The following is a 25,614-nucleotide window of genomic DNA, read 5'->3' on the forward strand; positions in this document are numbered from 1 at the left end:
ACATATTAAAGATATTTTTTCTGAATTACTGCATCTTTAATTGCCTCTTTGGTTTCTACAATACCATCAGGCAATTCCCAACCTCTTCTGGGCTCCTTCTTTTACAAAACCAATTCTTTCTTCAAAAAACTGCCAAGAAAGCACAATAAGCCTTATTTCATTGAATGGCTCTTCGGAATATACTGAAGTTTTTTACAACAACAGCATAAATAAGAAATCAAATTACTGTAACAAAAACAACCAGTTTTGCTACGGGTGGTAGTGGCATACTTTTAGACTATCTAACTCGTATAAAATAATTAAGAATGTTAGCGGGACAATCAATAACAAGGTGAATAGTGGAACAAAAAAGCTTTTTACCACCGCTGGCATTACCTTTTACTAACCATTTTTTTACTTTTTCCGCAAAATAGGTTGCTAAGATAATCGGAATAACACTAGATGTATAAGTCATTAGAACAACGGGAATCCCTAAAAATTCGATTTGAATTGGTGATTCTAATCGTGTTCCTTGAAAAACTGTCATAATTGGATCAAGCGCTTTGATATCCACAAGAGTTGGGTGTACCAAAGCTGTAGCGATAGCCATCCCTAACATTGGTGTTCCGCCAAACTTTTTCATTGCCGTATAACCTAAGAAGATTGGCAAAAATACGAAGAAACCATCGCCTATCGCATTTTAATAAGGCATAGATTCCATAGGTAGACTCCACTGTGCCTGTCTGAGCATTTACTAGTACATTACTGATCCACCCAAATGCCACAAATAATGCATTAAAACCTTTGATAATACCTGTGGCAGCTAGCAAACCTAAAACTGGGGAGAAAATATTTGAAATAATATCAATAAAGCGATTGAGAAGTTGTCGTTTGTGAATAACGATCAGATAGTTTCTTTTTATGTGACTGAAACACTTCTTCTAGTGGAATATTGTACTTGTTGGCAATTACTATTAAATTACCCAGCACATCACCTAGTTCTTCCGTTAACTCCTGTTTATTTTCCTCATATGAGCCTACTACTTCATCTGGCCTGTCTCTACCAATTTCAAGAGCTCTTATAGCGCGTGCTACCTCACCTGTTTCTTCTGCTAAAAAGCCAATTCGAATAAATATGTCTAGATCAGACCAGCCTCTGCCTTCATAATAATCCTTTACCCATTGCTGAAATTCCGTTACATTCATACTCATCTAACCTCCAATTCAATTATAAGTTTATCAAAAATAATGAAAATTTTTTATGGTTTTAATAGGATATTTTCTAGGAGAATTCATTATTTTAAAAGGAATTACAAAAATAAATAAGATTCCTTTTTATTAAAAATTTATAATTTCGCTTATCCATTTTTGAACCATTTTTTCTCTATATTCGTAGTTGGGTATTTTATCAAGCGATATTTTAAACGACTGAAAATTTTCAGGTAAATGATAAACCTTTCTTCTTAATTTCTCATTATCAGTTGATTCATCATCTATTAGTATAATTTCTTTATTGTCAATTGTAACGAACGATCGTGCAGTATATTCTATATTATTAATATGTATATAGTAATGTCCTCTGTGATTCGGCCTGCAATATAGATGACATCCATTAAACTTTGTAAATTCTTCTTTAAATCTTTCAAACTGCTTATCTATTATATAAAACTCTTCTAGATAATATAGGTTTTCTATATGTTTATCTTTATTAATGTCAAAAGTATCTATGATTAATTTTACATCTGGATTCTTAGGAATATTTTTGTTGATTTTATCATATCCAAGGTTCCTAAATGGCATTAACATTTCTTTGACTAAAGTATCTATTCTTTCATGTTCTAAGTCAGAACCATAGTTCAATAAAAAAATGGTTTTCAACTATTTAAGCCCCCATTTCATTTGTATTGGTTACATAACTTTAATGTTTGCTTGCTTACATATATTACTGACTGATTGCATTTACTTTAGCTATATATACTGCAAAATTACTATTTTATTTAAAGGTATAATTTCATTCTGAATGGTATTGAGTGTAAAACCAAGTGTATATTCTTTCACAAGTAGTCAGCTGTATTTCAAAAAGCATTTAGAATAAAATGGGAATCAATAGAACAAAAGGAAAGCAGAAGCCCCCCCTGCTTTCTTACTCATTCACTCAAAATATCGTAAACAGGGGAATTTGGTTTCAAGTCAAAGTCATGGTTTAAGGGATTCTTATATTTTGGATCAATATACATGGATTGCTTATCACTGTTGGAGGCTTCTTTAAAATCTATAAAATCTGTATATTCTTCTCCTTTCCAGATCCATCTTCCCTGTTTGTTCTCTTCTTTATGATAAATATTTTTCACTAGTCGATTATCTACATTTTTTTGAAATTCATTAACGATAAATAACTGTGAAGAACTAGTTGTCATGATATTTTGTTGGATGGTATTCTTTTTGGTATCATATTGCAGAAGCAGCTGTCCCCCCTCTAACCCCTTTGTATCATTTTGATAGAGAATATTTTTTGCAATAATAGTGTTGGTAGTACCGCCACGCTCTTCGTCATATCCCCCAATAGATATACCGGTATAAACATTTTCATAAACTATGTTGTGGGTAATCTCAATATTATCTGCATACTTCTTTCGATGCTCAGATGTTGCCTCAATCCCAAGGTCATTAAGATAAATCGTATTAGCTTTCACTTTTATATTTTTGCCGCCATCTACATATATCCCCGCTGCACTATAATCATCTCCATAAGCGGGATTACCAAATGAAGAATTATTATATACTATATTATTTCTGATCATTCCATTACGGGTGAAGTCATCCTTTTTTCCCGTGCCTTCGTATCCAATTAGATCAATGCCAATATTATCATTATTACGAACTGTATTCCCTTCAATGATAAATCCGTCTATATTACCATTTAAGACAAGTGCTTCACTTGCTCCAAGCTTTAAATCTTGGACCACATTATTGCGAATGACAATATTCTTAATTCCCTCTGTTCCATAAACTGCTATTCCGTGTGCATTCCCATCCTCGTTCATGGTGCTGATTTTTCTTACTACATTGTTCTCTATCACAATATGACTGCTTGACCCTGCTATATATATTCCCATGACTGTTTCATCAGCAAGACTAGTAGATAGGTCTTCCATTATTAATCCTTTAATAGAAACATAATTTTTATTCTGAATGGTTATTAGAGATGTCTCCTCTTCTTTTTCTGCCTTCTCCACACCGCTAATTATTACTTCCTCTTGGTCATAGGCTTGAAAGACAATCGGAAGTTCTTTTTTTCCACTATGTTTAACTGTGAGTGGTTCTTTGTAAATCCCCTCACGTATATAAACAGTTGTTCCTGCTACCGCTTTATCTGTCGCCTTTTTTAATGTTTGAAAGGGATGTTCCTTACTTCCATCATTTCGATCATTTCCTGTTGGAGAAACATAAATGGATTGGTTTCCAGTTTCTTGCTCTTGGTTTATTTTGGGTTCTGTCTCTCTATCCTCTGTTTTTCCTCTCCAATCGATAAACCCATAAATTATGACAACAAGTATTACAATCGCAATTAAGATTACTACTTCTTTTTTCAAATTATTATCCCCTCATCTAATTTATTTTTAATTAATGGTACTCTAGCAGTTATTATACTGCAAGACTTGCCTACCGAAGCACATTCTACTTTTAGAAAATCACAGCAAAAAATAATGAGGCTGGGACAAAACCCACCTCTAAGACGAAAAAAACGGTGAAATTTTACGACAAGTAAAATTTCACCGTTTTGCTTATTTTTACAATAAAAAATAAGGACAACTTCTGATAAAATTAAGTTACCATACCAAATCTAATCAGAAAGAAGTGTCCTTATGTTTAAAGATTATACCATGAATCAAATCGTTTTGCCTCTAGATTTAGAAGTAAAGTTACAAAATAATGATATTGCCTTCCATGTCCATCATTTAGTGGAAAGTATTCCTCAAGAAGCGTTTGAACCATTTCTTCGAAACGAAGGTTGTCCTGCTTATCATCCACGCATGATGCTTAAAATTATTCTATGTGCCTACACTCAATCTGTCTTTTCGGGGCGTAAAATGGAGGCCCTATTAAAAGACAGTATCCGTATGATGTGGTTAGCTCAAGGGTATGAACCAAGCTATCGTACAATTAACCGATTTCGCGTTCAACCAGAAGTAAAAGATTTAATTCGTCAATGTTTCATCCAATTTCGCTGCCAATTGATCGAAGAAAAACTGATCGATCAAGAAGCGATATTTATCGATGGCACAAAGATTGAAGCGAATGCGAATAAATTTACGTTTGTCTGGAAGAAAGCGATTGAGAAATTTCATCAGCGTTTAATTGATAAGTCAAACCAGTTGTACAATGAGTTGCTTGAGAACGAAATCATACCCCAAATGGAACGGGAAAGTGATGAACAGCTATCATTTGGAGAGCTCACTCAAATGGTTCAAAAAGTAGACGAAGTAGTGACCGAATATGATAAACAAATGGAAGAATCTTCAGACGTTACGGAACGAAAAGCCTTACGAAGTGAACGAAAATACCCGAAACAAGTGCGTAAACAGTTGATTGATTTTGTCTTGAGAAAAAGGAAGTACCAACAGGATTTTAAAATCTTTGGACCACGTAATAGCTATTCTAAAACAGATCTAGATGCGACATTTATGCGAATGAAAGATGATTATATGAAAAACGGGCAATTGAAAGCTGGTTACAATGTACAAATCGCAACGGAAGGTCAATATGCGCTTGCTTATAGTTTATTTCCAAATCCCACAGATACACGTACGTTAATTCCATTTTTAGATGAGATAGAGCAACATTATTTCGAGTTACCGAAACATATTGTTGCAGATGCAGGTTATGGTAGTGAACAAAACTTTAGTGATATTCTCTCAAACAGAAACCGAGAAGCACTGATAACATATAACATGTTTTTGAAGGAACAAAAGAAAAAGTACAAACAAAATACATTTAATCCTGATAACTGGGAATATGATCAAGAAACCGATACATATATGTGCCCTAATCAGAAGCGTTTAGAATTTCAATATCATTCTGTCCGAACGGACGCTACAGGTTTCCAAAGGAGTTTCAAAATCTACGAGTGCGAAGACTGTTCAGGATGCCCATTCCGCTCATCATGTACCAAGGCAAAAGAAGGAAACAATCGAAAACTAATGGTGAACAAAAAATGGGAACAGCAAAAAGAATATGTGAGAGCGAAGCTTTCAGAAGAGAAAACGAGTGCCATCTATCGAAAACGCAAAACCGATGTGGAACCAGTTTTTGGATTCTTGAAGGCTAATTTGCGTTTCACTCGATTTTCTGTACGAGGAAAATCGAAGGTGGAAAACGAAATGGGCCTCGCGTTAATGGCAGTGAATTTAAGAAAATTCACTGCCATTAACTAAAATAATAGAAGAATTAACACGAAAAAATAGAGAAAGGTGAATTTGAGTGGACTCAAATTCACCTTTCTCTTTATTAGAGGCTAGTTATGTCCCAGCCTCATTATTTACAAAGAACTATTAGTACAATTTTTGTATAGCCTGATGCCTACTTAAAACTATTTAGAAATTTACTCGCCTCACTGTTAAATTTCCACGTTACCCCGTACTTATCCACTACCATTCCGAAACTTGCTGACCATGGTGTAGAAGCTAACGGCATGATTACAGTACCATCTTCTGCAAGCTTTTCAAATATTTGCTGATTCCTATTTTGATCTGCATCAATAATACTGATTAAGACGGTATTCCCTTTTACGATTTCGCCCGTTATAACTTGCATAAAAGGCAGGACGTCAGAAATCATTAGAATATTCCCTGAAAACTCAATACGAGATTCCATAATCATGTTTTGCTCTTCTTCCGTTAATGGAGCATTAGGATCTTGACCAAAAGCGCCAAATCTCACCTTTTTTACATTTGTTGCATGTAATGCCTTTTCATAGAAGTCTATCGCTTCTTCTGCTTTTCCATCGAATTGTAAATAACCTATTGCTTTCATATTTAATTCCTCCTTTTTATATTTAAAGTATAATAGGACATAAGCGACAACTATATGTCGTATATAGGAGGAGAAAATGAAAAAAATTGAGCGACTTATATCAATAGTAATGATCTTATTACAAAAAGAAGTTGTTTCCGCATCAGAATTTAGTCGACTTTTTCATGTAACGAAACGAACGATTCAACGTGATATGGAAGCATTAAGCTATGCAAACATCCCTATTTATGCGAAATATGGTGCTGAAGGTGGATATGCACTAATGGATGAGTATAAATTCGATAAACGATTACTAAATCAGAAGGATATTGAAAATATACTCATAGCTTTAGGTGGTTTTGAGCAGCTGATTACAAATCAAGAAATTCAAACGACTATTCTAATCAAAGGAATGACCAGTGCAAATATATCTCCAAAATTAGATGTAACTTTTTATGATTGGAAAGGAAGAAGTCAAATAGATGAAGATGTTTTATTAATAAAACAAGCAATGGAAAATAACTGGTTAGTAAAATTTGAGTATGTAGATTCAATAGGAAATATAACTTCCAGAGTTGTAGAACCTTATAAGATGCATTTGCGAGAAATGCATTGGTACCTTTTTGGTTATAGTTTAGAACGGGAAGATTATCGAACCTTTAAATTGACGAGGATGACTAATATCAACAAAGGCGGTTTTTTTATACCGAGAACTGATAAGGTATTGGAAGCAGAAAAGCAGCATAATGAACAACAAGATTTAGTTAATGTACAGCTATTGATAGACGTTTCAGTCAGAGATCAATTTATCGAGAGATATGGCAAGAACGCTGTTAACAAGAGGAATTCAGAAAGTTATCTTGCCACTATTGAATTGCCTATGAATCCATTTGCCTACCAGTTTTTAGCGGGATTCGGTAATAAGGTGAAAATTATAAAGCCTAAAGCTTTTATTGCTGAATACTTAAAATTTTTGGAGGATACAGTGAAGCTTTATAAGTAAAGTTGATGTTAACCATCATTTTCAGTTCCTTAATAATTGCTTAAAAAAACTGGATCAATACTTTTATTATTATTGATGATTAAGTTTAACGGAAAAAAACTCCAATAAGTCATAAAATCCTTTAGAAAAGGGGAATCCAGAGCCTTCCCTCTGATTCCCTTCTCCCCCTCACAAGCGTTGCAATCGAAGTTCCTGGATAAACGCATCGTAATCAATTTCTAATGTTTCACAATTGGCTTTTACTTCTTCAAAGAAGTCGAATTCTCCATCTGCTGGGCGGTCACGGTTTTCGTAGTAAAAGTTGATTAGGTGGTATAGTTTTATAAAAGAATCTAGCTTCTCTTTTTTATTCATTTTTCCCGCTCTCCTCCTGTTTTTCGATACTGTCTTTTTATCTACAAAACTTTAATAGAAGCAATCACAAATCACCTATGCTCCTAAGCTGGAAAGAAGAACCGTCCCTCTCATTCCCTCCTGGCACCACGATTCTTCCAATTGGTTGACTGATAATTTGGCCGTTTTCCATTACTTTTGTTCCGCGGACAATGGTGGCGACTGGCATTCCTGTAATAGGAGTTAGGTCGTATGCTGTTACCTTGCTTTTACTGTGGAGCTCTTCTCTTTTAATAGTATGTTTTTTCTTCATATCTACTATGGTAATATCTGCATCGGTTCCTACTTGTAATGATCCTTTTTGCGGATAGATTCCATATTGCCTTGCTGGGTTTTCGGAAAGGAGTTTACAGGCATCGACTAAAGAGATTTTCTCTTCACTTACTGCGTTTAATAGTAGCGGTGCTAATGTTTCAACCCCACACATTCCAGCAGGAATATCCCATAAGCTGCCATCCTTTTCTTCCTCGGTATGAGGAGCATGGTCGGAGCAGACAACCGTTACGGTACCATCTTGAATCCCTCTCCACAGCTCTTCCTGATCCTTTTTATATTTAATAGGCGGATATACCTTCATCTGCGGGCCAACTCTTGCATAATCCTCATTGAATAAAAAGAGATAATGCGGACATGTTTCTGATGTAATATTTGTATAGCCATCTGCTTGCGCTTGTCTTATTAACTTTACCCCTTCTCCTGTACTTACATGAAGAATATGCAGTCTAGTGCCAAGACTTTTCGCCAATGCAATCCCAGATTGAATGGTCATTTCCTCTGCTAAGTTCGGGCGTCCTTGCAGAAGTGCCTCATAATCTCTTTTCCCGGAAGCTTCTACTTCCTCTGTCAGCCGTTGAATTATTTGATTATTTTCCGCATGAATAGCAAGAATTTGTCCCGTTTTTTGAACTTCTCGGAAAATACTATAGACCTCTCCATCTGAAAGCGGCGGAATGACGCCTTCGTCTCCATCCTTATAGTTATACATCAACTGATAAGTCTCTTTATTAATGGCATAGCCCCAGAAAAACTTAAAGCCAATAACCCCAGCATGATGCAGTGGAACGATATCCTCTCGGTTAGCATCCCCTAAGCAAATTCCCCATATAGCGAAATCCACATGTGCTTTAGCCGTGAGATTTTTCTTTTGTTTCTCAAAATTTTCGACATTATTAATAGGAGGATTAGTGTTCGGCATTTCAAACACAGTCGTAATCCCACCTGCCGCTGCAGCTTGGGTGCTATAATAAAAATCTTCTTTATACGTTGGACCTGGATCCCTTGAATGTATATGGGTATCCATAAAGCCCGGACACACATATAACCCTTCTCCATCTGATACCTCTACCACTTCTCCCGCTAATTCATCCTGAGTGATGGCCGCAATCTTTCCATCTTTAATATAGAGATGCCCTTTTTCAAATCCATTTCCGGTATATAAATAGCCGTTTTTAATAACATGATCCCACAACATACTCTCCACTCCTTTTTTATATGAAAAAATCGATTTATCAACCAATGCGGCGAAGATATCAGCCAAACTTTGGGAGGCATCAGCCAAAATGGCATGCTTATCAGCCAAACCTTGAGAGGTATCAGCCAAAACGCCTTGCTTATCAGCCAAACCTTGGGAGGTATCAGCCAAAACGCCTTGCTTATCAGCCAAACCTTGGGAGGTATCAGCCAAAATGGCATGCTTATCAGCCAAACCTTGGGAGGTATCAGCCAAAACGCCTTGCTTATCAGCCAAACCTTGAGAGGTATCAGCCAAAACGCCTTGCTTATCAGCCAAACCTTGGGAGGTATCAGCCAAAACGCCTTGCTTATCAGCCAAACACCCCTACATCCGACTACCGAACCACCACTCCACCAATAATCTCTTGTATATCCTTTATTCCATGTGCCTGCATATAGGCTTCCATTTCGTCGCGGATCGTTATCATTGCTTCTGGATCGACAAAGGAAGCTGTGCCAATTTGTACAGCGGACGCACCGGCGAGCATTAATTCGATGGCATCCTCTCCATTCATGACGCCTCCGCATCCTATAATCGGAAGGGAAGTTGCCTGATACACTTGGTAAACCATTCTGACAACGAGGGGCAAAATAGCTGGGCCGGAATAGCCGCCCATTACATTGCTGATCTTCGGTTTTCTAGTATGAACATCAATAGACATAGCCAAAAATGTGTTGGAAACTGTTAAAATATCGGCGCCGGCTGCTTCACAAGCTTTGGCAATCTCCACAATACTTGTTACATTAGGAGATAACTTCGGAATGAGCGGCTTATTTGTCGTCTTTCGTACCTTGCTTACTAATTCATGCGAGATGGATGGATCCATGCCAAACGCCATCCCATTATTTTTCAAATTGGGACAGGAAATATTTAATTCAATGGCATCCACCTCGTCCATAGCACCGAGCTCTGCGCTAACCTCCACAAATTCCTCGATGCTGTCTGCTGACACACTAGGGATAAGAGGAGTCGAAAAAGCTGCATAAAAGGGGATTGTCTTTTCTTTAAAATACGTTAATCCCTCACTTTGAATCCCAATCGAATTAATCATGCCACCAGCCTTTGTTTCACAAATACGAGGGGTAGAGTTGCCTGTTCGCCGATTTTTGGTAATGCTTTTGGGAATAATGGCCCCAATCTGATTAATATCAATATAATTAGTCATTTGTTCCGCAAATGTTCCAGACGCTGGCATAACCGGATTTTTCAAATGAAGATTGCCTAATGTTACTTCCAAGCCACTCATGCAAATACCACCTTTTCTAATGGAAAGACTGGTCCTTCCATACAAATCCGGACCGGTCGGATGCGTTCCTCTTCTTCAATCTGACAGACACATCCATAGCAAGAACCAATCCCGCATCCCATATTTTCTTCCAAGGCGATTTCCGCAAAAAGCCGATGTTCATATGCTAATTCCTTCATTAATTTAGATAGTCTTCTTGATCCACATGTATAGATACTATCTATCTTTTTTTCACTTATCCATGTTTCTGCTAAAAGTTTTACACAACTAGGATCACTCGTTCCAGCTTCATCATTTACAAACACAGCCTCCACACCAGCTGCCTTTAACTCCGCTTCCACTAAATAATCTTCTTTTGTTCTAGCACTGACAATCGCAAAACACGAAGCATTCTTACTTTTCAGCTTGAAAGCAAGAGCGGAAAGGGTGGCAATTCCTACACCTCTAGCAACAATAAGAATATTTTCACTTCCTTCCGCTATACTGAATCCCTTCCCTAATGGACCAAGTATATCCAGCGTCTCTTCCGACTTTCGCTCCGCTAAAGCCTTCGTCCCAACCCCTTTTACTAAATAAAGAAACTCCAATGTGCTTTCTGCTTCATTGATGCGAAAAATACTAAGTGGTCTGCGTAACAAGGGCTTAGGTCCTTCACAGCATTTGATATGAAAAAATTGACCCGCTTGAACTGGGAATAGCTGCTGATTGGGAACTTTTACTTTTAAATGAAAATATCGCTTGCTTACTTGCTTGTTAAATATTATTTCTGCTTTCACTGCCATCCTTTTTCTCTCCTTTCTTTAATTAATACACTGCTATTGCCTGCTGTAATACAGCTGCCTCTAACACATCAATACCGATTAAAATATCGTCTAAATCGGTATGTTCATCTGGATGATGACTAATTCCGTTTAAGGACGGAATAAAGATTAACCCAACCGGACCGAAGGAAGTCATATTCATGGCATCATGCCCAGCGCCACTTTGCATCCATTGATAAGGAAGCTTTTTTTCCAGACAAATTTTTTCTATTTGAAGAGTAAGCTCTTTCGATAACTGAACAGGCTCTTCCTTGCTAATCTCCTGTGAAGTTATCGTTAAACCTCGTCTTTCCTGAACATCCTCCATTTTTTTTAAAAGAGCGGTGAGTACTTTATTTCTAGAGGCAGTCGAAGTGGAGCGAATATCGACTTTCATTTCGACTGTACCTGGCACCACATTCATCGCCCCCATTAGAATGGAAAGCACCCCGATTGTGGCGACGGTCCCGTTATGCTGTTCTTCTTTCGCTGCTTCTTCTAAAGCGAGCGCTAGTTCACTTGCCCCAAGCAATGCATCCTTGCGCATATTCATCGGTGTTGTCCCAGAATGAGAAGCAGCGCCTTTTACTTCAATAATGAAGCGGACGGGTGCGGCAATCCCTGTTACAATCCCAATTTTCTTATTGGTATTCATCAGAATCGGACCTTGCTCAATATGTAATTCAAAGAATGCTTGAAAACGTTCTGTCGCTCTGCTTGCCAAATCCAATTGATCAAATCGCAAGGCACAAAGGGAAAGAGCTTTTTCAAAGGTAATTCCATCCTTATCCTTCAGATGTTGATACTTCTCCTTTTGCAGTGTTCCTGCCATCGCCTTGCTGCCAACCGTTGATACTCCGAATCGAGACGATTCTTCACAGGCGAAAGAAATAATTTCAATCGGATGTTCCGTTTCCAGATTTTGTTCATTGAGGCGTTTTATCACTTCTAAACCTGCTGTAACTCCTACTACGCCATCGTATTTACCGCCTTGGTAAACGGTATCTAGATGGGATCCTATGACAACTGGCGGAAGATCTTTGTGCTTTCCTTCTCTTCTCGCAATAATATTGCCGCAATAATCCATTCTAATTTCTAGGCCCTCATTTTTGCACAAACGCATAAAAGCATGACTGCATGCCTGCTCCTCATTTGTAAAGGCCACTCTGGTGATTCCTTTCGTTCCCGAATTATATTGATTCATATTATTCAACAGTTCTTCGTATCTTCTTTTTCGATCCATCTTTCTATCTCCTTGATTATGGGCCATGGAGCTCCGCCCTTCTCTTTATAAGCGAATAGAACTTAATAGATGCATAGATTTCATATGTTCACTTGCCTCTTTGGCCACTTCTTTTATTTGTTTCACTAATGTTGCTTGCTGCATCGCAATATAGTCACTTTCGCCAACAATGCTGATGCTGACATTCGTTTTTTTATCATCATAAAATATTGGCGCGGAAATAGCAGATACCCCCATTTCCAATTCTTCAATGCAAAATGCTAGTTGGGAATGATAGATTTCTTTTAATTCTTTTTTGATGTCGAGAGGATTTGTTTTCGTATAGGGGGTGGTAGCTTCAAAGGGTGTCTCATGCACCATTCTCTCAACTATCGCTTCCTCTTGATACGCCAAAATTACTTTTGCTGCCGCGGCACTATGAATTGGCATCCGCTGTCCCACATGAACAAAATATTTATTGCGCAGATCTGATGGCTGATGGGTGTAGACACAATAGACATCGCCTCCATGATAACGACAAATGAAGGTATAGAGATTAGTCTCAATAGATAATTTTTCCCCATATCTGCCCAGTAGTTTAATCGGATCCTGCAACCTTAAAAACTGACTGCCCCACAGCATCGTTTTCGGTCCTAGATAATATTGTTTAGTCGTTTTATCTTGGACAACAAGCTGATGTTCACACATACTTGTAAGCATTCGATGAATCGTACCCTTACTTAAATCCGTCTCTCTCGCAAGTTCACTGACACCCATCCCTATATTGGCATTAGAGGAGAGGCAGTCCATTACATCTGTAAAACGATTTAACCATTCCAAGCCATGTCTCCCCTTTTAAAATAAGTTTCTCTGAGCGGAACAATGTTCCATTTTTTTAAAATTAGAGAAGGTGTCATCAAAACATCCTTCTCTCTTAAAATATAGATTGTAACCTTAATTCTTAAACAATCTCTTTATCCTTTGATTCTGGAATTAAAAAGATAAATGCTAATGCAGATAAAATGTAAACACCGGACAATAAGCTAAGTGCATAGCTTAAAGAATGATTAAGAGAAATATAACCAATAATAAATGGCGCAAATCCCGCGATTGCTCTCCCTACATTAAAAATAATGTTTTCTGCAGTGGAACGGACTTCTGTATTATAATGCTCTGCTAGCAGGGCTCCATATCCACCCATCATCCCATTTACAAAGAATCCTAATACGCCGCCAAGAAGCAATAAAGCTGCTGTCGATGTTACTTGGAAATAGACCCAAACAATAATTGCCGCCGCAATCAGGAAAGTGATATACGATGGTCTGCGTCCAATTTTGTCTGCCAAATAACCAAAGATTAAAATCCCTAATATCATCCCGACAATCGTTGTTACCGTCCATAAAGTTGTTTTATTAAAATTGTAACCTAGTTCCGAAGCAAGCATCGTCGGCATCCACGTCATAATGCCATAAAAGCCAAAGTTTTGAACACTTGTGGCGATAATTAAGCCAATCGTTATCTTCGTTGTTTCCTTTGAAGCAAATAATTGTCCAATGGCAATCTTATTTTTATTTTCTTCTTTAAGTTTTGTCCAAATCTCTGGTTCCTTTAAATTTTTGCGGGACCAAAAAGCAAAAATCGCTGGTACTACCCCTGCAAGGAATACACCATGCCACCCGAATTTCGGTGCAATAAACAATACCGTTAAAGTTGCAAGAACAATCCCTAACTGAAATCCGACCGCTACAACAGATGTAGCACGAGAGCGATATTTCTTCGGCCAAGTCTCACTGACAAGCGTCATCCCAATTCCAAATTCGCCCCCAAGCCCTAAACCAGCTAAAAAGCGGAAGATCGCAAATGTTTCTAAATTAGGAGCTAAAGCACATAAACCTGTAAAAACAGAAAATATTAAAATAGTCCAAGTAAACACCCGTACTCGCCCAAATTTATCCGCCATTACTCCAAATACAATTCCACCAATTACAGCTCCAAGCAATGTAATGGTAGAAAGGCTTCCCGCCTGCGCTTGATTAATGCCAAAAAAAGCAATAATGAGCGGCAGCGTATAAGCCAAAATCATCATATCTAGCCCATCCATGGCATATCCAACCGTTGAAGACCATAGCGTTTTCCATTGATAACCCGTTATCTTCTTTTCCGGTACCTCTGAATTTTCATATGCTTTTATATTCACTGAATAACTCCTCCCCTTAACTTAAATATGATCCCTTCTATTCTGTCATCTCTCTATCAAAACCTGCTCCTCTCCTAAAATAATCTTTATATGTCCTTCTAACCGCATTGTTTCACTGAACGGAACGATGTTTCAAAATGAAGTAGCATAAACGTATAATACTATTAACTTTTTTGGAAATCTATCATATTGTCAGAAAATATGACAATATTTTTTATTTTCAGATATTATAACATAGTATGAGTCATGCAAAAATATCCTCATCTGGAATGGGGATGAGGGAGGAAGGATTATTATGAATACTGTAATAGTTTGGTTATCTGCCTTGTCCACTTTACCAAAGACTGTCTATGAACTATTAATCTAAGGCTAATCCCTGAGTCTGTTCCCATGTTTGAATGAATCATTCCATTGTCAAAGTGAATATAAAATGTATAAAGATTTTCCTCCATCTTTTGATAGCTAAATGAAATGTCGGGTTCAATGGCTGTGATGTCTCCAGAAAGGGTGGGATTTTCCAATTTGGACACTACTAGATTCTATATCATAGTTAGACCAAGTTACCTCATGAGAAAATGCTCCAGAGTTAAAGTCAAATGTAAATCTTAATTGTAATTGAGTAAAGCCGTCTTCTAAATTATGTATATCGATTACTTCTGTTTTTAGCTGTGTCTTGCTATATCCAAATCCATCATCTTTTAGGAAAAACATGATGATGAGTCCCCTCCCTTATTCTGATTAATATTATCTTAGCATTTCTGTTAGAGGAAGAGGCTGTCGTTTTGTATTTTTCCATCCGCGCCCCTCTATCAAAAGTATATTTTCGTCAAAATGCTGTAATCATAGACTATTCTAGCTTAGCATCAAAACTGTTCCCACAAGCAAAAAGCACCTTCCATGCTGGAAGGTGCAGATCCTGTCTACTTCACTTTTATCTCTCTTTTTTTACTCTTATTTCCCGCTTTATCCTGTGCATAAATAGTTAAAACCGTATGCTTCTTTTGTTTCTTTATAGTGATTTTATAGGTACCTTTTTTTCCTACTACACTTTTCCCAAGCTTACTTTTTCCTTTATATACATACACGGTTGCACTCTTTTCTGCTTTTCCAGAAATACTAGTAGATTTGGCTGTAACGTTGCTTGCAGTCGGCTTGGCTGGTGCCGTTTTGTCTGCTACCGTCACGGTTACTGCTCGACTTTTATTTTTCGCTGCATCTTCTGCATAGATCGTTAGCTTCGTGCCGGCCTTTTGCTTGGCAATCTTCACTTTAAATGCGCCTTTTTCATCCGCTGTCGCTTTCCCTAAAGTTTTGCTGCCCGCTTTTACGATTACTGCTGCCTTTGCTTCTGTTTTGCCTGTTACTGAAGTTGCCGAGTCACTTACACTATTTACTTTGGATAAAGAAGGAGCTGTTTTGTCTACTACTTTTACCACTACTTCTTTGCTTTTATTTTTCGCTGCATCTTCTGCATAGATCGTTAGCTTCGTGCCGGCCTTTTGCTTGGCAATCTTCACTTTAAATGCGCCTTTTTCATCCGCTGTTGCTTTTCCTAAAACTTTGCTGCCTGCTTTTACGGTTACTGCTGCTTTTGCTTCTGTTTTGCCTGTTACTGAGATTGCCGAGTCGCTTACACTATTTACTTTGGATAAAGAAGGAGCTGTTTTGTCTACTACTTTTACCACTACTTCTTTGCTTTTATTTTTCGCTGCATCTTCTGCATAGATCGTTAGCTTCGTGCCGGCCTTTTGCTTGGCAATCTTCACTTTAAATGCGCCTTTTTCATCCGCTGTTGCTTTTCCTAAAACTTTGCTGCCCGCTTTTACGATTACTGCTGCTTTTGCTTCTGTTTTGCCTGTTACTGAGGTTGCCGAGTCGCTTACACTATTTACTTTGGATAAAGAAGGAGCTGTTTTGTCTACTACTTTTACCACTACTTCTTTGCTTTTATTTTTCGCTGCATCTTCTGCATAGATGGTTAACTTTGTGCTGGCCTTTTGTTTAGCAATCTTCACTTGGAAAACACCTTTTGCATCGGCTATTGCTTGTCCTAATAATGTGGACCCAGCCTTCACTGTAACAGCTGCCTTCGCCTCTGTTGTCCCTGTAACAACTGTTGCTGAATCACTGACACTATTCACCTTTGGTAATACTGGTGCAGTTTTGTCCTTGACTGTAACGGTTGCCTCTTCACTCTTAACTCCATTTCTCTCTGCGTAAACAACTAGCTTGGTGCCTGCTGCTTGGCGCGGGATAGAAACAGCAAAGGAACCATTAGAATCGGAATAACCTGTCGTTAATACCGTGTTATTTTTCGTAATAACAATGGCGGCATTCTTGTCTGTCTTGCCTTTCACCTCAAGATCAGAGTCTCCTATTTCATTAACACTAGGTGTTGCCGGCTTCCCAATTGCTGCATCCTTCTTTGTTAAAAGGGTATACGTAATGTTTTGCCCCTTATTTGCAGGTACGGTAAATTCCTTTTCAGATTGAATCGCTTTAACTATCGCTCCGCCCCCCTGCAAATATGTGTAATTGCCGTTATATAATTTCTCTTTAATCGAATCGAATGAAGTATTACCCTTAAAACCATAAGGGCCTGAATCTGCTTTTAATGTGAGTGCTCCTCTAAAGTTTGTCATCAATTGGCCAAATGTAATGTTAGAAGTATATTTTTGCATGACTTCTTGTATTGCAAGATAATTTGAGTTCTTATTGTTAATGATTTGTTTAAAAATCTGATTTCCTTGTCCCGCTTGCTCTTTCACATATTGCATAAATAGATAGGACAAAGAATAGTTCGCTAGCGTATCACCATTGTAATCCCAATAGACTAAGGAGTGCCCATTTGTAATGCTTGAAGCACTATTATAATAATCAATTCTGCTTTGGAGCGCCTCTCCTAAATAGATTTGCTCGGCAGCCATCGCTAATCCCTCGTCCATCCAGACATCCATACCAGGCTTGCCTTGAACAAATACTTTTTGATTATAGTTAATCATATGCTCAAATTCATGGGCAAGAGTTGAATAGGCTGCGGACACATCTTTTGATGTATACATTCCCATGAGCGGATAAGTATCGATATAAAAGATTTCTGCGCGATTGGATGTGGAGTATGCATATAGATCCTGCGGTGAAAAGTATCCTGCTACATAACCGCCACTGCCACTAAAGCCATCCTGTATATCATAGGTTAAAATATTTACCTTTCCATCTCCATCCACATCTGATTCATTTCCAAAATTCGTAACATCTGATCTGTAAATTTTATTATCAAATTCTTTTCCTAATTGTTCTGCCTGCTGTTTGGAAAGCTGGTTATTATGAACCCAGACATTCGTATGGTCCCCACTGTAAAGCAAAGTTGCAGTTAACGAATAATCTTGATTTGTTTCTAAATTTGTTACCCAAAAGCTTTTATTTTCCCCAACCTGATAGCTTTTTTGAATGGAGCGCATATTCTTGTTGATCTTTTTACTATCACTTTTATCTGGATCAAAAGGCTTTACAAAGTCCAGTTTGTACGCATCTTGATTTATCTTCTTATTAAAGCTATATTCTTCATTGTTTATTTGAAAATTACCGGTAGATTCATAAGTATTTTCATCAGGGGATTCGTTACTGATTAACTCAAAGTAACGACCATCGGACGGTTCTGAGGTCCCATTATAAAAAGGATTCACTACTTTAAAATAAGTGGAATCAGAGTAATAGCTATCATCATTATTACTATATGTACCAATTCTCATATAAATATAAGGCTCTTCCTCATACAGTGATTTATCCAATGTAATTCCTAATGATACAATCCCTGAATATGATCCCAAATAACTAGTGGAAGTACCTATATAAGATATTTCTCCACTGCTTGCTGTATAAAAATTCACATCCAAATAAGGATCTTTGGAATAATCATCGTTTTCTATCACAAGAGAGACTTCCATTTTCGAATCCATGTACTCGGTAGTAGAAGAATAAGTAAGCAAGTGCGTGCTTCCCATACTATCAACCAATGAATCAATAAAACTACCTTGTTTAATTAATGGATAATCATTAGGATTCAAGTAATTCTGATTACCCTTTTTATTCTTACGAAGATTCTCCTGCTTAGCAATGCTTGTTTGAACCTGTCCATTCTTTATAGATGATTGCTGCATTTCATTACTGTTTGCTAAAACATTTGATGATAGACCAAAAGCTAATAGCAACGACATAAAGATAGATATTATCTTTCTACTTTTTCTCATCATTTTCCCCTCCGTTGCTATCATACTATATTCCTCCATCCACTTCTATATATTAGGAATATAATCCATATTTTTCTAAATTTATAGTAATAAAGTTTCTTTTTATGTAATCAAAAGCAAAAAAGAGCCTCCATATGATTGGAAACTCCTTAAATATTAGGCTAAACCTTACCAATATATAATATACCTTTAACATAGTTTTGTCCTTCTAAGATGGACAAAATTGATAGGATGTCTTTTTGAGGTACCTGTCACCATTAAAAAAAGAAGCAGAAAAGTCCCCTTCTGCTTCTTTTTCATTTATTAAATTAAATTAAATTAAATTAACCAGGTTATAAAGATTGGTAATGTAATTAATGATAATATAGTGCTAATCACGAAAGAAGATGCTGTTTCCGTTGTTAGCGAATCGAATCTAGTTGAAATCATCGCTGCAACGGCTGATCCTGGAAATGCTACTAATAAAATAGCTTTTACAGTATCGGCGTGGTTTAATCCTACTAGATGAGCAACCAATATCATAAATAATGGCAGCACTATCACTTTTAATAGCGAAATACCAAAAGCAACTCCTTGGAAATTGATTTTGCGAATACCTACGGTTACCCCTACCGCAAATAACGCAACACCAGATGTTACAGAGCCAATCTGATCAAGCGCACTTTGTATTATTTCTGGTGAGTGGAAACCACATAGTGTCAATACAACTGCTAGTAATGGAATACATGCAAGTGGTTCACTTAATCCATGTAAAATAATACCTATTGTGCTTCCCTTCTCATCCTTTGCTTTCCCTTTATTGCTTTCGCCAATATTCCCCACAATTGTTGCTAAAGGATCTAAAATGGCATTAACCACAATTCCTGTAATCGCAATAGGAATAGCAACTTCTTGTTGTCCGAATAAACTACCAAGCACAGAAATCCCCATAAAGGCAAATGCCGGCTGCGTAGAATTTAACGAGAACATCGAAGCTTTTGTAACATCATATTTAAAAACAAACTTCGAAATAAGTAGTAATATGACATAAAAACCAATAATACCAATAAACATATTTAAGAAAAACGGCCATTGATCGATTAGTGTTTGCTTCGATGTGGTTGTAATTCCAATAAATAAATGCGCTGGTAATGCAAATTTTGTTACTAATGTATTGAGACCTTTAGAAGAATCAGCATTAAAAATGTTTAAATAGCCACCTAAATATCCTAAAATAATGGTAAAAAAGATGGGGATTAATACTAAAAATATATGCCCAAGAGACATGGTAGTTCACTTCACTTTCCCTTTGTTCGTTTCTAAGCTGTTTGAATCGTCTTACAGTGATTGCAAGACGATTCTATTTATTTACTTGTCTTATTTTAATGTTATTGTTTTATATTCTGGCTTCCACATATAGTCATTAAGCGCTTGTTCTATATCCTCTATTTTCGCTTGCGCAATTCCTTCTTTGATTGCAGCTTCCGCTACTGCTATAGCTACAGCCTTAGATACCTCTTGTAATTTATCAATGGAAGGGAGAATTGATGCCCCAAGCGAGCTGCTATCAGCTAATGATGCAACTGCATTTGCGGAGGCCGCAAACATTCCTTTTGAAATAATAGCAGCTTTTGCAATAATTGCTCCCAACCCTAGTCCTGGAAATACAAATGCATTATTGGATTGACCAATTTCATATGTGACACCGTTATATTCCACGTCTTTAAATGGACTACCAGTAGCAATTAGTGCTTTCCCATCTGTCCATTTAATAATGTCTTCTGGTGTAGCTTCTGCTAATGGAGTTGGATTAGACATTGGCATGATAATCGGACGCTCTACATGCTTGGCCATCTCTTTTACCACCTCTTCAGAGAAGGCACCTGCTTGTCCAGAAGTACCAATAAGAATAGTCGGCTTTACTTTTCTAATAACTTCTAGAAGCGGAATAATATTTTCCTCGTTTCTTTCCCAATCTGCTACTTCTTTTGCAGAACGAACATATGGTTGTTGGAATGCTACAACCTCTGCTGTTTCGTCTGTTAATAACCCACGGAAGTCAATTGGCCAAAAGCGATTATACGCTTCTTCTCTTGAAACTCCCTCTAATACCATTGTTTCTACCATTTGATCTGCGTTCCCAATGCCAGCAGCACCTGGTCCAAAGATAACAACTCGCTGATCAGAAAGAGACTCTTTCGTAACTTTTAAAGCAGACATAATTGCCGCCAAAGTAACAGCACCTGTTCCTTGGATATCATCATTGAAAGTAAGAATTTTATCACTGTATTTTTCCATGATTGCACGAGCATTTACATTACCAAGGTCTTCCCAATGAAGGAGAACATCTGGAAAAGTTTTCAATGCATTTTCCACAAATTGTTCAATAAACTGATCATAGCTTTTGCCGCGAACACGACTAAACTTGTTACCAAGATATAATGGATCTTGAATTAAAGCTTCGTTGTTCGTTCCCACATCCAACACAATTGGAAGCACTCTACTAGGATCTATGCCAGCTGCTGCCGTATAAACAGCTAGTTTACCGATTGCAATATTAATACCACCGACACCTTGATCTCCAATACCAAGAATACTTTCTGAATCGGTTACTACAATTAAATCAATTCCATCACTAGGAATATTTAAATTGTTAAAAGCTTCTTCCATGTTCTCCATATTATCGATAGATAAGTATAATCCACCAGGAATATGGTATTCATGAGAGTACTTTTGAATCACTTCGCCAACAGTTGGAGTGTAAATAATGGGCAGCATTTCGTTCAGGTTATCCTGAAGTACTTTATAAAATAGAACAACGTTTCGATTATACAAATCATATAAAAGACCGTTTTTACGTAAATCACTTGTTTGGGCAGAAAATTGTTCGTAAATACGTTTTGCTTGTTCTTCTAATGTTAGAATTTGAGTTGGTAATAAACCATTTAAACCAAGCTCTTGACGTTCTTCTTTCGAAAAAGCTACGCCTTTATTAAGAAAAGGATTTAATAAAAGCTGTTTTCCTTTTAAATTTGTTTGAATAACATCTTGTTTACTAATTGTACCTATTGCCATGTCTTGCTCCTTCTTTCTTTTTTAAGTTAACAGAAATTCTCAAATTAAGATATCTTTAATTCAAGATAATTTCCGACACTTCTTTTCCTTACGAGGTTTTATTAAGCCTCGTTCCTTCCTATAGTTAACTAATACTTCTTCTTCCCCCTTCTCTCCATTAATCTATAGGTCATTCTTATTCTTTTTTTAATAACTTTTTCTACCCTAGTTATAATTCGTAACCAAATATACTCCTGCTAAAAATACTTGTCAAGGAATTGATTTAGACAAAAGTTTATGAAAAAGGATTGGGACTTTAGTAGCCGCGTAGATGGTACCGCTTTATCATTATAGAAAAAAAAACAATGAAGCCATGTATCTTTAGTGGAAACAATCTAGCACCTTTGTTTTTAGGTTTTACCTCCAGCTTACTCTTTACCCTTTATTAGGAGAACAAGGTAAATTTAAGTTGCTTCATTGTCGAATGAAAATTTTATAAAAAACAGCCTCCTGATGAAGACTGTTTTCTGTCTTCAACTTTTGTCGAAAAAATACCTATTTCTACTTCATTCTTTTTCATACAAGAAGAAATTTACTCGTCAACGTCCATGAATGCCAGTCTAGGTAGAAGGATCATAATTGTATCACTTTTGCAATACATAAAGTGGTTATAAATATTATCCCCACGTTTCATTTTAATATGTTCAAAAAACTATAAAATAATCCTTCATTCACGTAATGATTGAGCTCTGTCCAAGAGCATTAGAAGCAAGTCTCAATGTTACCTTTTTTCATCATATAACAAGAGCTATATTTATACGCTAAATTAAATGTTCACTTCGTGTTAATAAAGTGCACAAATGTTATATTCATTGAGCTTAATGTTAATCTCACTCGACTTTTATATTATGTTTTTTAGAGAGTTAATATACTATTTTGAGAAATAAAATAAAAATCACTATTATTTACGCTAAATTCTTTAGGAATTGAGTCATAAGTTATTAATAAATAAGGATAAGTTTCAATATTTAAAATAGACCTTATCAGGTTGATTTTTTTATGATAGGAAATAGCTTTTTCAATTATTTGATAATATCCAATGGAAGATTGATGATACCACCATGAATTATACTGATTAACAATATTTTCTTTTTGTTTTGAATCTAAACCTACTAAGACTTCTTCCGCAAGTGAATTTTCCACTTCTATATATTGAATATACTCACCATTATTAAGTAATTGTTCAAAATATAGGTTCCATTGCTCAATAATATTTTTTTTAATTTCATTAATATCTAAATTTTCAACCCTAACTTCAAAATGAGGAAATTCCTTTTTATCAATCCAATTATAAAGATATAATAAAAAATTAAACTCGTTAGGTACAATTATTGTAAAATTTCCGGAATTCTCCACTGCAAAAACCTCCATTTTTATCTAGTATTTTAACAAAAATAATAGGAGGAATGGACACTGATTAAGCAAGAAAATTTCCTCCAACTAACATAGATAAATAATCGTTTTTACATTAACATTATGGATAAATACATCTATTAGATTTTTAAATATAAGTACTTTAGAGAGGGGAAGTATTTTGAAGAAAAAATTATTTCTAACATTTGCTTTAACTATTTTGTTAATAGGAGGATGCTATTATTTCTTTATCTATTTTCCATATCCACCTTCAAAAGATTTTTATGACTTCCCAGTTCCTAGAAGTGCTGAAATGATAAGAGAAACTGAAACTTCAAAAACATATAAATGGTCAAATGCATCAGAAGAACACGGGATTCCCTTTGGATATGTAAAAGCCATAAAATCAAATGGCTGGAAAAAAGGAGAACAAGCGGGGGCCTCGACTTATTATAGCAATGGAGTGCATCAAATCATATTGACTTCCACAACGGATATAATAGCCATCGAAAAAGTAAAATAAGATATAAGAATTTTGTTGTAGTGTGTTGTTTTTGAGGAGAAATACAACTATTTGGAGGTTTGGGTATTAAAAAAGCATGAGGCTTATTATTTTTTTGTTCTTTAATATAGGCTATAAAGCTTATCCAAGTGAACAGACATTTTTAATTAATAGTTTTATCAGTACAGTAAAGAAAGAAGAAAAAACTCTTCAAATAAGGTCTTATTCAACTATCCTAAAGCTAATATCGCAAACCTTAAATTGGATATTGATCAGATTCTTTTCCTCTTGCATGTAAAAATTGAAGATATTGCTCAGGTTTGGGGTCGGGAAAATAAGCAAAAATCCGTTCTGAATTTACCATACTTCCCTCTTTAGCCTCTATATAGTCAAAATAACTGCTCCAAGGATACTCTTCCAAGCGTTCTACGATACCAGCTCGAATTGGATTAAGATGAATGTACCGATTGACCTCTAATTCATATTGAGCAGAAGTGATCAACTCAGATCCATAACGACTTTCAAACACATGCCCTGTAAAATTATATTTTTTATTGAAATATATCGCGTAATTAAAATGAAGAGTTCTTATAATGTCACTTGGGGAATGTTGAAGGGTTTTTATTTGAAGATGGATGTGATTTGTCATCAAACAATAGGTTTGCAGAATAAATGGCTTTTCCTCCATTACTTCTGTCAACAATCGAAGATACTTTTTACGATCTTCCTCGTCCAAAAATAAAGAAGTACGGCGAATACCTCGACTTGTAATATGATAACTAGCACCAGGATACCAAACACGCTTTTTTCTAGGCAACGAACAACCTCCTTTTTTATGAAATTTGCTTGCATATTATGAAGGATAAAATCGAGGGAGATTAGCAAAGGGACTTATAACTGTATCCTAGGAATAAGATAAAGAGAGGCAGCTTAAAATATAACATTCTACCTCCCAGACAAAATCCCTCCATTTTCCGACAAAAAAATAGGAAAAGAAATCAAAAAATGATCCCTCTTCCCTTTGTCCTCCAGAGAGAGACAGAATTAGCTTTTTGTCTTTTTATGGTGCCTGTCACCAGGAGTTGTTCCATTCTCCACCCCAAGTTCCTGCAGCCATCGACGGTAGCTGATCGTCAGGGCGTCTGACTTAAGATGCAATTCCGCCTGTAGATCCAATGGCAATAATTCCGGCTTTTGGCTTTGAACAATATCTAAATCTTGATAAAAGATTTTATCCTGGAATTCGATAAATGGTTCATCTGGTTTATCTAAATCATAGTTTCTTGTTAGCAGCATAAAGGCTTTCGACTGTTCGTTATCTTCTTGATTGACGACAAGCAAAATCGTCAACGCGTCTTCTGATCCATCTGTTGTTTTCGTGAAACGAGCAGTTGTTGGATTTAGAATTTCATACACATAATTGGCATATCCACCTTTTGAGCGTCCATCTGGATTGGGCTGGTAGACAGGAATTTTACTTGTAATAAAACGGTTATCAATAAAATCCACTTTATAATCGACCACTTCCGCATGGTCCTCATCCCCAAGCAAGCCTTCATGAACAAACATAAGATGAGAAACATCAAGGAAGTTTTCAATGATTCGCGGTGCATTTGCTTTTACCTCATAAGGACCACATATTGCTGTTCGATATCCTTCTGTACTATATTCAGGATAAGAAATAAGCGGTGCTGGATCGTCCCCCAGATTCACCCAAATAAGTCCAAGATATTCCTCACAATGATAAACAGTTGCTTTCGCTTTTCTTGGAATAGCTCGTCCATTTGGCAATGCCGGTATCTTGACACATGCTCCTGCACAATCGTATTCCCAAGCATGGTATGCACAAACTAAATTCCCGTTTTTCACCTTACCAAGTGAAAGCGCCGCTCCTCTATGAATACACAAATCTTTAAAGGCATGAACGCCTTTCTCATTTCGAAAAATGGCTACTCTTTCCCCAAGCACAAATACTTGTTTCGGATCATCCAGCAATTCCTCTGCTTTACATACTGGATGCCATTCATTCCATAGTCTATCTTGTTGCATAA

At 36.6% G+C, this 25,614-nt stretch carries 21 protein-coding genes and 1 pseudogene; 3 read left to right on the top strand and 19 right to left on the bottom strand.

Annotation, left to right across the window (positions count from 1 at the left end):
* Positions 1-294: 294 nt before the first annotated feature.
* From NST77_RS17715 to NST77_RS17730, 4 genes and pseudogenes are all read right to left on the bottom strand, one after another.
* Positions 295-863: pseudogene (locus NST77_RS17715) on the bottom strand (PTS transporter subunit EIIC); the annotation flags it as partial.
* The gene (locus tag NST77_RS17720; protein WP_047941978.1) at positions 844-1,185 is read right to left on the bottom strand and encodes a MazG nucleotide pyrophosphohydrolase domain-containing protein; all 342 of its coding nucleotides are present in this window, start codon (positions 1,183-1,185) and stop codon (positions 844-846) included. The gene NST77_RS17720 and the pseudogene NST77_RS17715, both read right to left, overlap by 20 nt.
* A gap of 132 nt (positions 1,186-1,317) precedes the next feature.
* Positions 1,318-1,857 (bottom strand): hypothetical protein, encoded by a 540-nt coding sequence (locus NST77_RS17725; RefSeq protein WP_303983683.1) that lies wholly within the window; start codon positions 1,855-1,857, stop codon positions 1,318-1,320.
* A 269-nt stretch (positions 1,858-2,126) separates the two neighbouring features.
* Positions 2,127-3,572, bottom strand: a complete 1,446-nt coding sequence (locus tag NST77_RS17730; protein WP_303983686.1) for a right-handed parallel beta-helix repeat-containing protein — start codon at positions 3,570-3,572, stop codon at positions 2,127-2,129.
* 273 nt (positions 3,573-3,845) lie between these two features.
* Here NST77_RS17730 and NST77_RS17735 point away from each other — a divergent pair, with 273 nt between their 5' ends.
* Positions 3,846-5,414 (top strand): IS1182 family transposase, encoded by a 1,569-nt coding sequence (locus NST77_RS17735; RefSeq protein WP_341123217.1) that lies wholly within the window; start codon positions 3,846-3,848, stop codon positions 5,412-5,414.
* Between the two features lie 145 nt (positions 5,415-5,559).
* Here the strand turns inward: NST77_RS17735 and NST77_RS17740 are convergent, their stop codons facing one another.
* Positions 5,560-6,012, bottom strand: a complete 453-nt coding sequence (locus NST77_RS17740; protein WP_303983689.1) for a VOC family protein — start codon at positions 6,010-6,012, stop codon at positions 5,560-5,562.
* Positions 6,013-6,088: 76 nt separating this feature from the next.
* Between NST77_RS17740 and NST77_RS17745 the strand changes: the two genes are divergently transcribed.
* Positions 6,089-6,994 (top strand): helix-turn-helix transcriptional regulator, encoded by a 906-nt coding sequence (locus tag NST77_RS17745; protein WP_341123328.1) that lies wholly within the window; start codon positions 6,089-6,091, stop codon positions 6,992-6,994.
* A 168-nt stretch (positions 6,995-7,162) separates the two neighbouring features.
* On the opposite strand, the gene NST77_RS17750 is transcribed toward NST77_RS17745, so the two are convergent.
* The 12 genes from NST77_RS17750 to NST77_RS17805 all read right to left on the bottom strand — a co-directional run bounded on the left by NST77_RS17750 (position 7,163) and on the right by NST77_RS17805 (position 23,064).
* Complete coding sequence (locus NST77_RS17750; RefSeq protein ID WP_144545740.1) at positions 7,163-7,348, bottom strand: hypothetical protein; 186 nt, start codon at positions 7,346-7,348, stop codon at positions 7,163-7,165.
* A gap of 64 nt (positions 7,349-7,412) precedes the next feature.
* The gene (pyrC, locus tag NST77_RS17755) at positions 7,413-9,218 is read right to left on the bottom strand and encodes a dihydroorotase (RefSeq protein WP_341123329.1); all 1,806 of its coding nucleotides are present in this window, start codon (positions 9,216-9,218) and stop codon (positions 7,413-7,415) included.
* Positions 9,219-9,234: 16 nt separating this feature from the next.
* A complete protein-coding gene (locus NST77_RS17760) occupies positions 9,235-10,146 on the bottom strand; it encodes a dihydroorotate dehydrogenase (protein WP_123260397.1) in 912 nt (303 codons plus the stop codon).
* Complete coding sequence (locus tag NST77_RS17765) at positions 10,143-10,928, bottom strand: dihydroorotate dehydrogenase electron transfer subunit (RefSeq protein WP_303983701.1); 786 nt, start codon at positions 10,926-10,928, stop codon at positions 10,143-10,145. The genes NST77_RS17760 and NST77_RS17765 overlap by 4 nt, the downstream gene beginning before the upstream one ends.
* Positions 10,929-10,950: 22 nt before the next feature.
* Positions 10,951-12,216, bottom strand: coding sequence for a Zn-dependent hydrolase (locus tag NST77_RS17770; RefSeq protein WP_341123330.1), 1,266 nt, complete (start codon positions 12,214-12,216; stop codon positions 10,951-10,953).
* Positions 12,217-12,234: 18 nt separating this feature from the next.
* Positions 12,235-13,008, bottom strand: coding sequence for an IclR family transcriptional regulator (locus tag NST77_RS17775; protein WP_303983707.1), 774 nt, complete (start codon positions 13,006-13,008; stop codon positions 12,235-12,237).
* A 121-nt stretch (positions 13,009-13,129) separates the two neighbouring features.
* Positions 13,130-14,365, bottom strand: a complete 1,236-nt coding sequence (locus NST77_RS17780) for an MFS transporter (RefSeq protein ID WP_123258405.1) — start codon at positions 14,363-14,365, stop codon at positions 13,130-13,132.
* 480 nt (positions 14,366-14,845) lie between these two features.
* Complete coding sequence (locus tag NST77_RS17785) at positions 14,846-15,076, bottom strand: hypothetical protein (RefSeq protein ID WP_341123331.1); 231 nt, start codon at positions 15,074-15,076, stop codon at positions 14,846-14,848.
* A 209-nt stretch (positions 15,077-15,285) separates the two neighbouring features.
* Positions 15,286-18,639, bottom strand: coding sequence for an Ig-like domain-containing protein (locus NST77_RS17790; protein WP_341123332.1), 3,354 nt, complete (start codon positions 18,637-18,639; stop codon positions 15,286-15,288).
* A gap of 294 nt (positions 18,640-18,933) precedes the next feature.
* Entirely contained in the window at positions 18,934-19,881 is a 948-nt protein-coding gene (locus tag NST77_RS17795; protein WP_095332735.1) for an AEC family transporter, read from the bottom strand.
* A 90-nt stretch (positions 19,882-19,971) separates the two neighbouring features.
* A complete protein-coding gene (locus tag NST77_RS17800) occupies positions 19,972-21,669 on the bottom strand; it encodes an NAD-dependent malic enzyme (RefSeq protein ID WP_341123333.1) in 1,698 nt (565 codons plus the stop codon).
* 894 nt (positions 21,670-22,563) lie between these two features.
* Entirely contained in the window at positions 22,564-23,064 is a 501-nt protein-coding gene (locus NST77_RS17805) for a hypothetical protein (RefSeq protein ID WP_095332731.1), read from the bottom strand.
* A 178-nt stretch (positions 23,065-23,242) separates the two neighbouring features.
* Between NST77_RS17805 and NST77_RS17810 the strand changes: the two genes are divergently transcribed.
* Complete coding sequence (locus NST77_RS17810) at positions 23,243-23,584, top strand: hypothetical protein (RefSeq protein ID WP_095332729.1); 342 nt, start codon at positions 23,243-23,245, stop codon at positions 23,582-23,584.
* A gap of 235 nt (positions 23,585-23,819) precedes the next feature.
* Here NST77_RS17810 and NST77_RS17815 read toward each other — a convergent pair whose 3' ends face one another.
* The gene (locus NST77_RS17815) at positions 23,820-24,380 is read right to left on the bottom strand and encodes a transposase (protein ID WP_286906947.1); all 561 of its coding nucleotides are present in this window, start codon (positions 24,378-24,380) and stop codon (positions 23,820-23,822) included.
* 227 nt (positions 24,381-24,607) lie between these two features.
* Positions 24,608-25,612 carry an aromatic ring-hydroxylating dioxygenase subunit alpha gene (locus tag NST77_RS17820; RefSeq protein WP_095332725.1) on the bottom strand — a complete coding sequence of 335 codons (1,005 nt, stop codon included), beginning with the start codon at positions 25,610-25,612 and terminating at the stop codon, positions 24,608-24,610.
* Between the last annotated feature and the right edge of the window lie 2 nt (positions 25,613-25,614).

Origin of the sequence: Niallia sp. FSL W8-0177, assembly GCF_038006285.1 — a bacterium.
Lineage (GTDB): Bacteria > Bacillota > Bacilli > Bacillales > Cytobacillaceae > Niallia > Niallia circulans_A.

Coding starts and splice junctions, on each gene's coding strand:
- NST77_RS17820 (WP_095332725.1), bottom strand. CDS start 25,612: ATGCAACAAGATAGACTATGGAATGAATGGCATCCAGTATGTAAAGCA.
- NST77_RS17720 (WP_047941978.1), bottom strand. CDS start 1,185: ATGAATGTAACGGAATTTCAGCAATGGGTAAAGGATTATTATGAAGGC.
- NST77_RS17740 (WP_303983689.1), bottom strand. CDS start 6,012: ATGAAAGCAATAGGTTATTTACAATTCGATGGAAAAGCAGAAGAAGCG.
- NST77_RS17790 (WP_341123332.1), bottom strand. CDS start 18,639: ATGATAGCAACGGAGGGGAAAATGATGAGAAAAAGTAGAAAGATAATA.
- NST77_RS17770 (WP_341123330.1), bottom strand. CDS start 12,216: ATGGCCCATAATCAAGGAGATAGAAAGATGGATCGAAAAAGAAGATAC.
- NST77_RS17785 (WP_341123331.1), bottom strand. CDS start 15,076: ATGTTTTTCCTAAAAGATGATGGATTTGGATATAGCAAGACACAGCTA.
- NST77_RS17795 (WP_095332735.1), bottom strand. CDS start 19,881: ATGTCTCTTGGGCATATATTTTTAGTATTAATCCCCATCTTTTTTACC.
- NST77_RS17735 (WP_341123217.1), top strand. CDS start 3,846: ATGTTTAAAGATTATACCATGAATCAAATCGTTTTGCCTCTAGATTTA.
- NST77_RS17765 (WP_303983701.1), bottom strand. CDS start 10,928: ATGGCAGTGAAAGCAGAAATAATATTTAACAAGCAAGTAAGCAAGCGA.
- NST77_RS17750 (WP_144545740.1), bottom strand. CDS start 7,348: ATGAATAAAAAAGAGAAGCTAGATTCTTTTATAAAACTATACCACCTA.
- NST77_RS17745 (WP_341123328.1), top strand. CDS start 6,089: ATGAAAAAAATTGAGCGACTTATATCAATAGTAATGATCTTATTACAA.
- NST77_RS17800 (WP_341123333.1), bottom strand. CDS start 21,669: ATGGCAATAGGTACAATTAGTAAACAAGATGTTATTCAAACAAATTTA.
- NST77_RS17760 (WP_123260397.1), bottom strand. CDS start 10,146: ATGAGTGGCTTGGAAGTAACATTAGGCAATCTTCATTTGAAAAATCCG.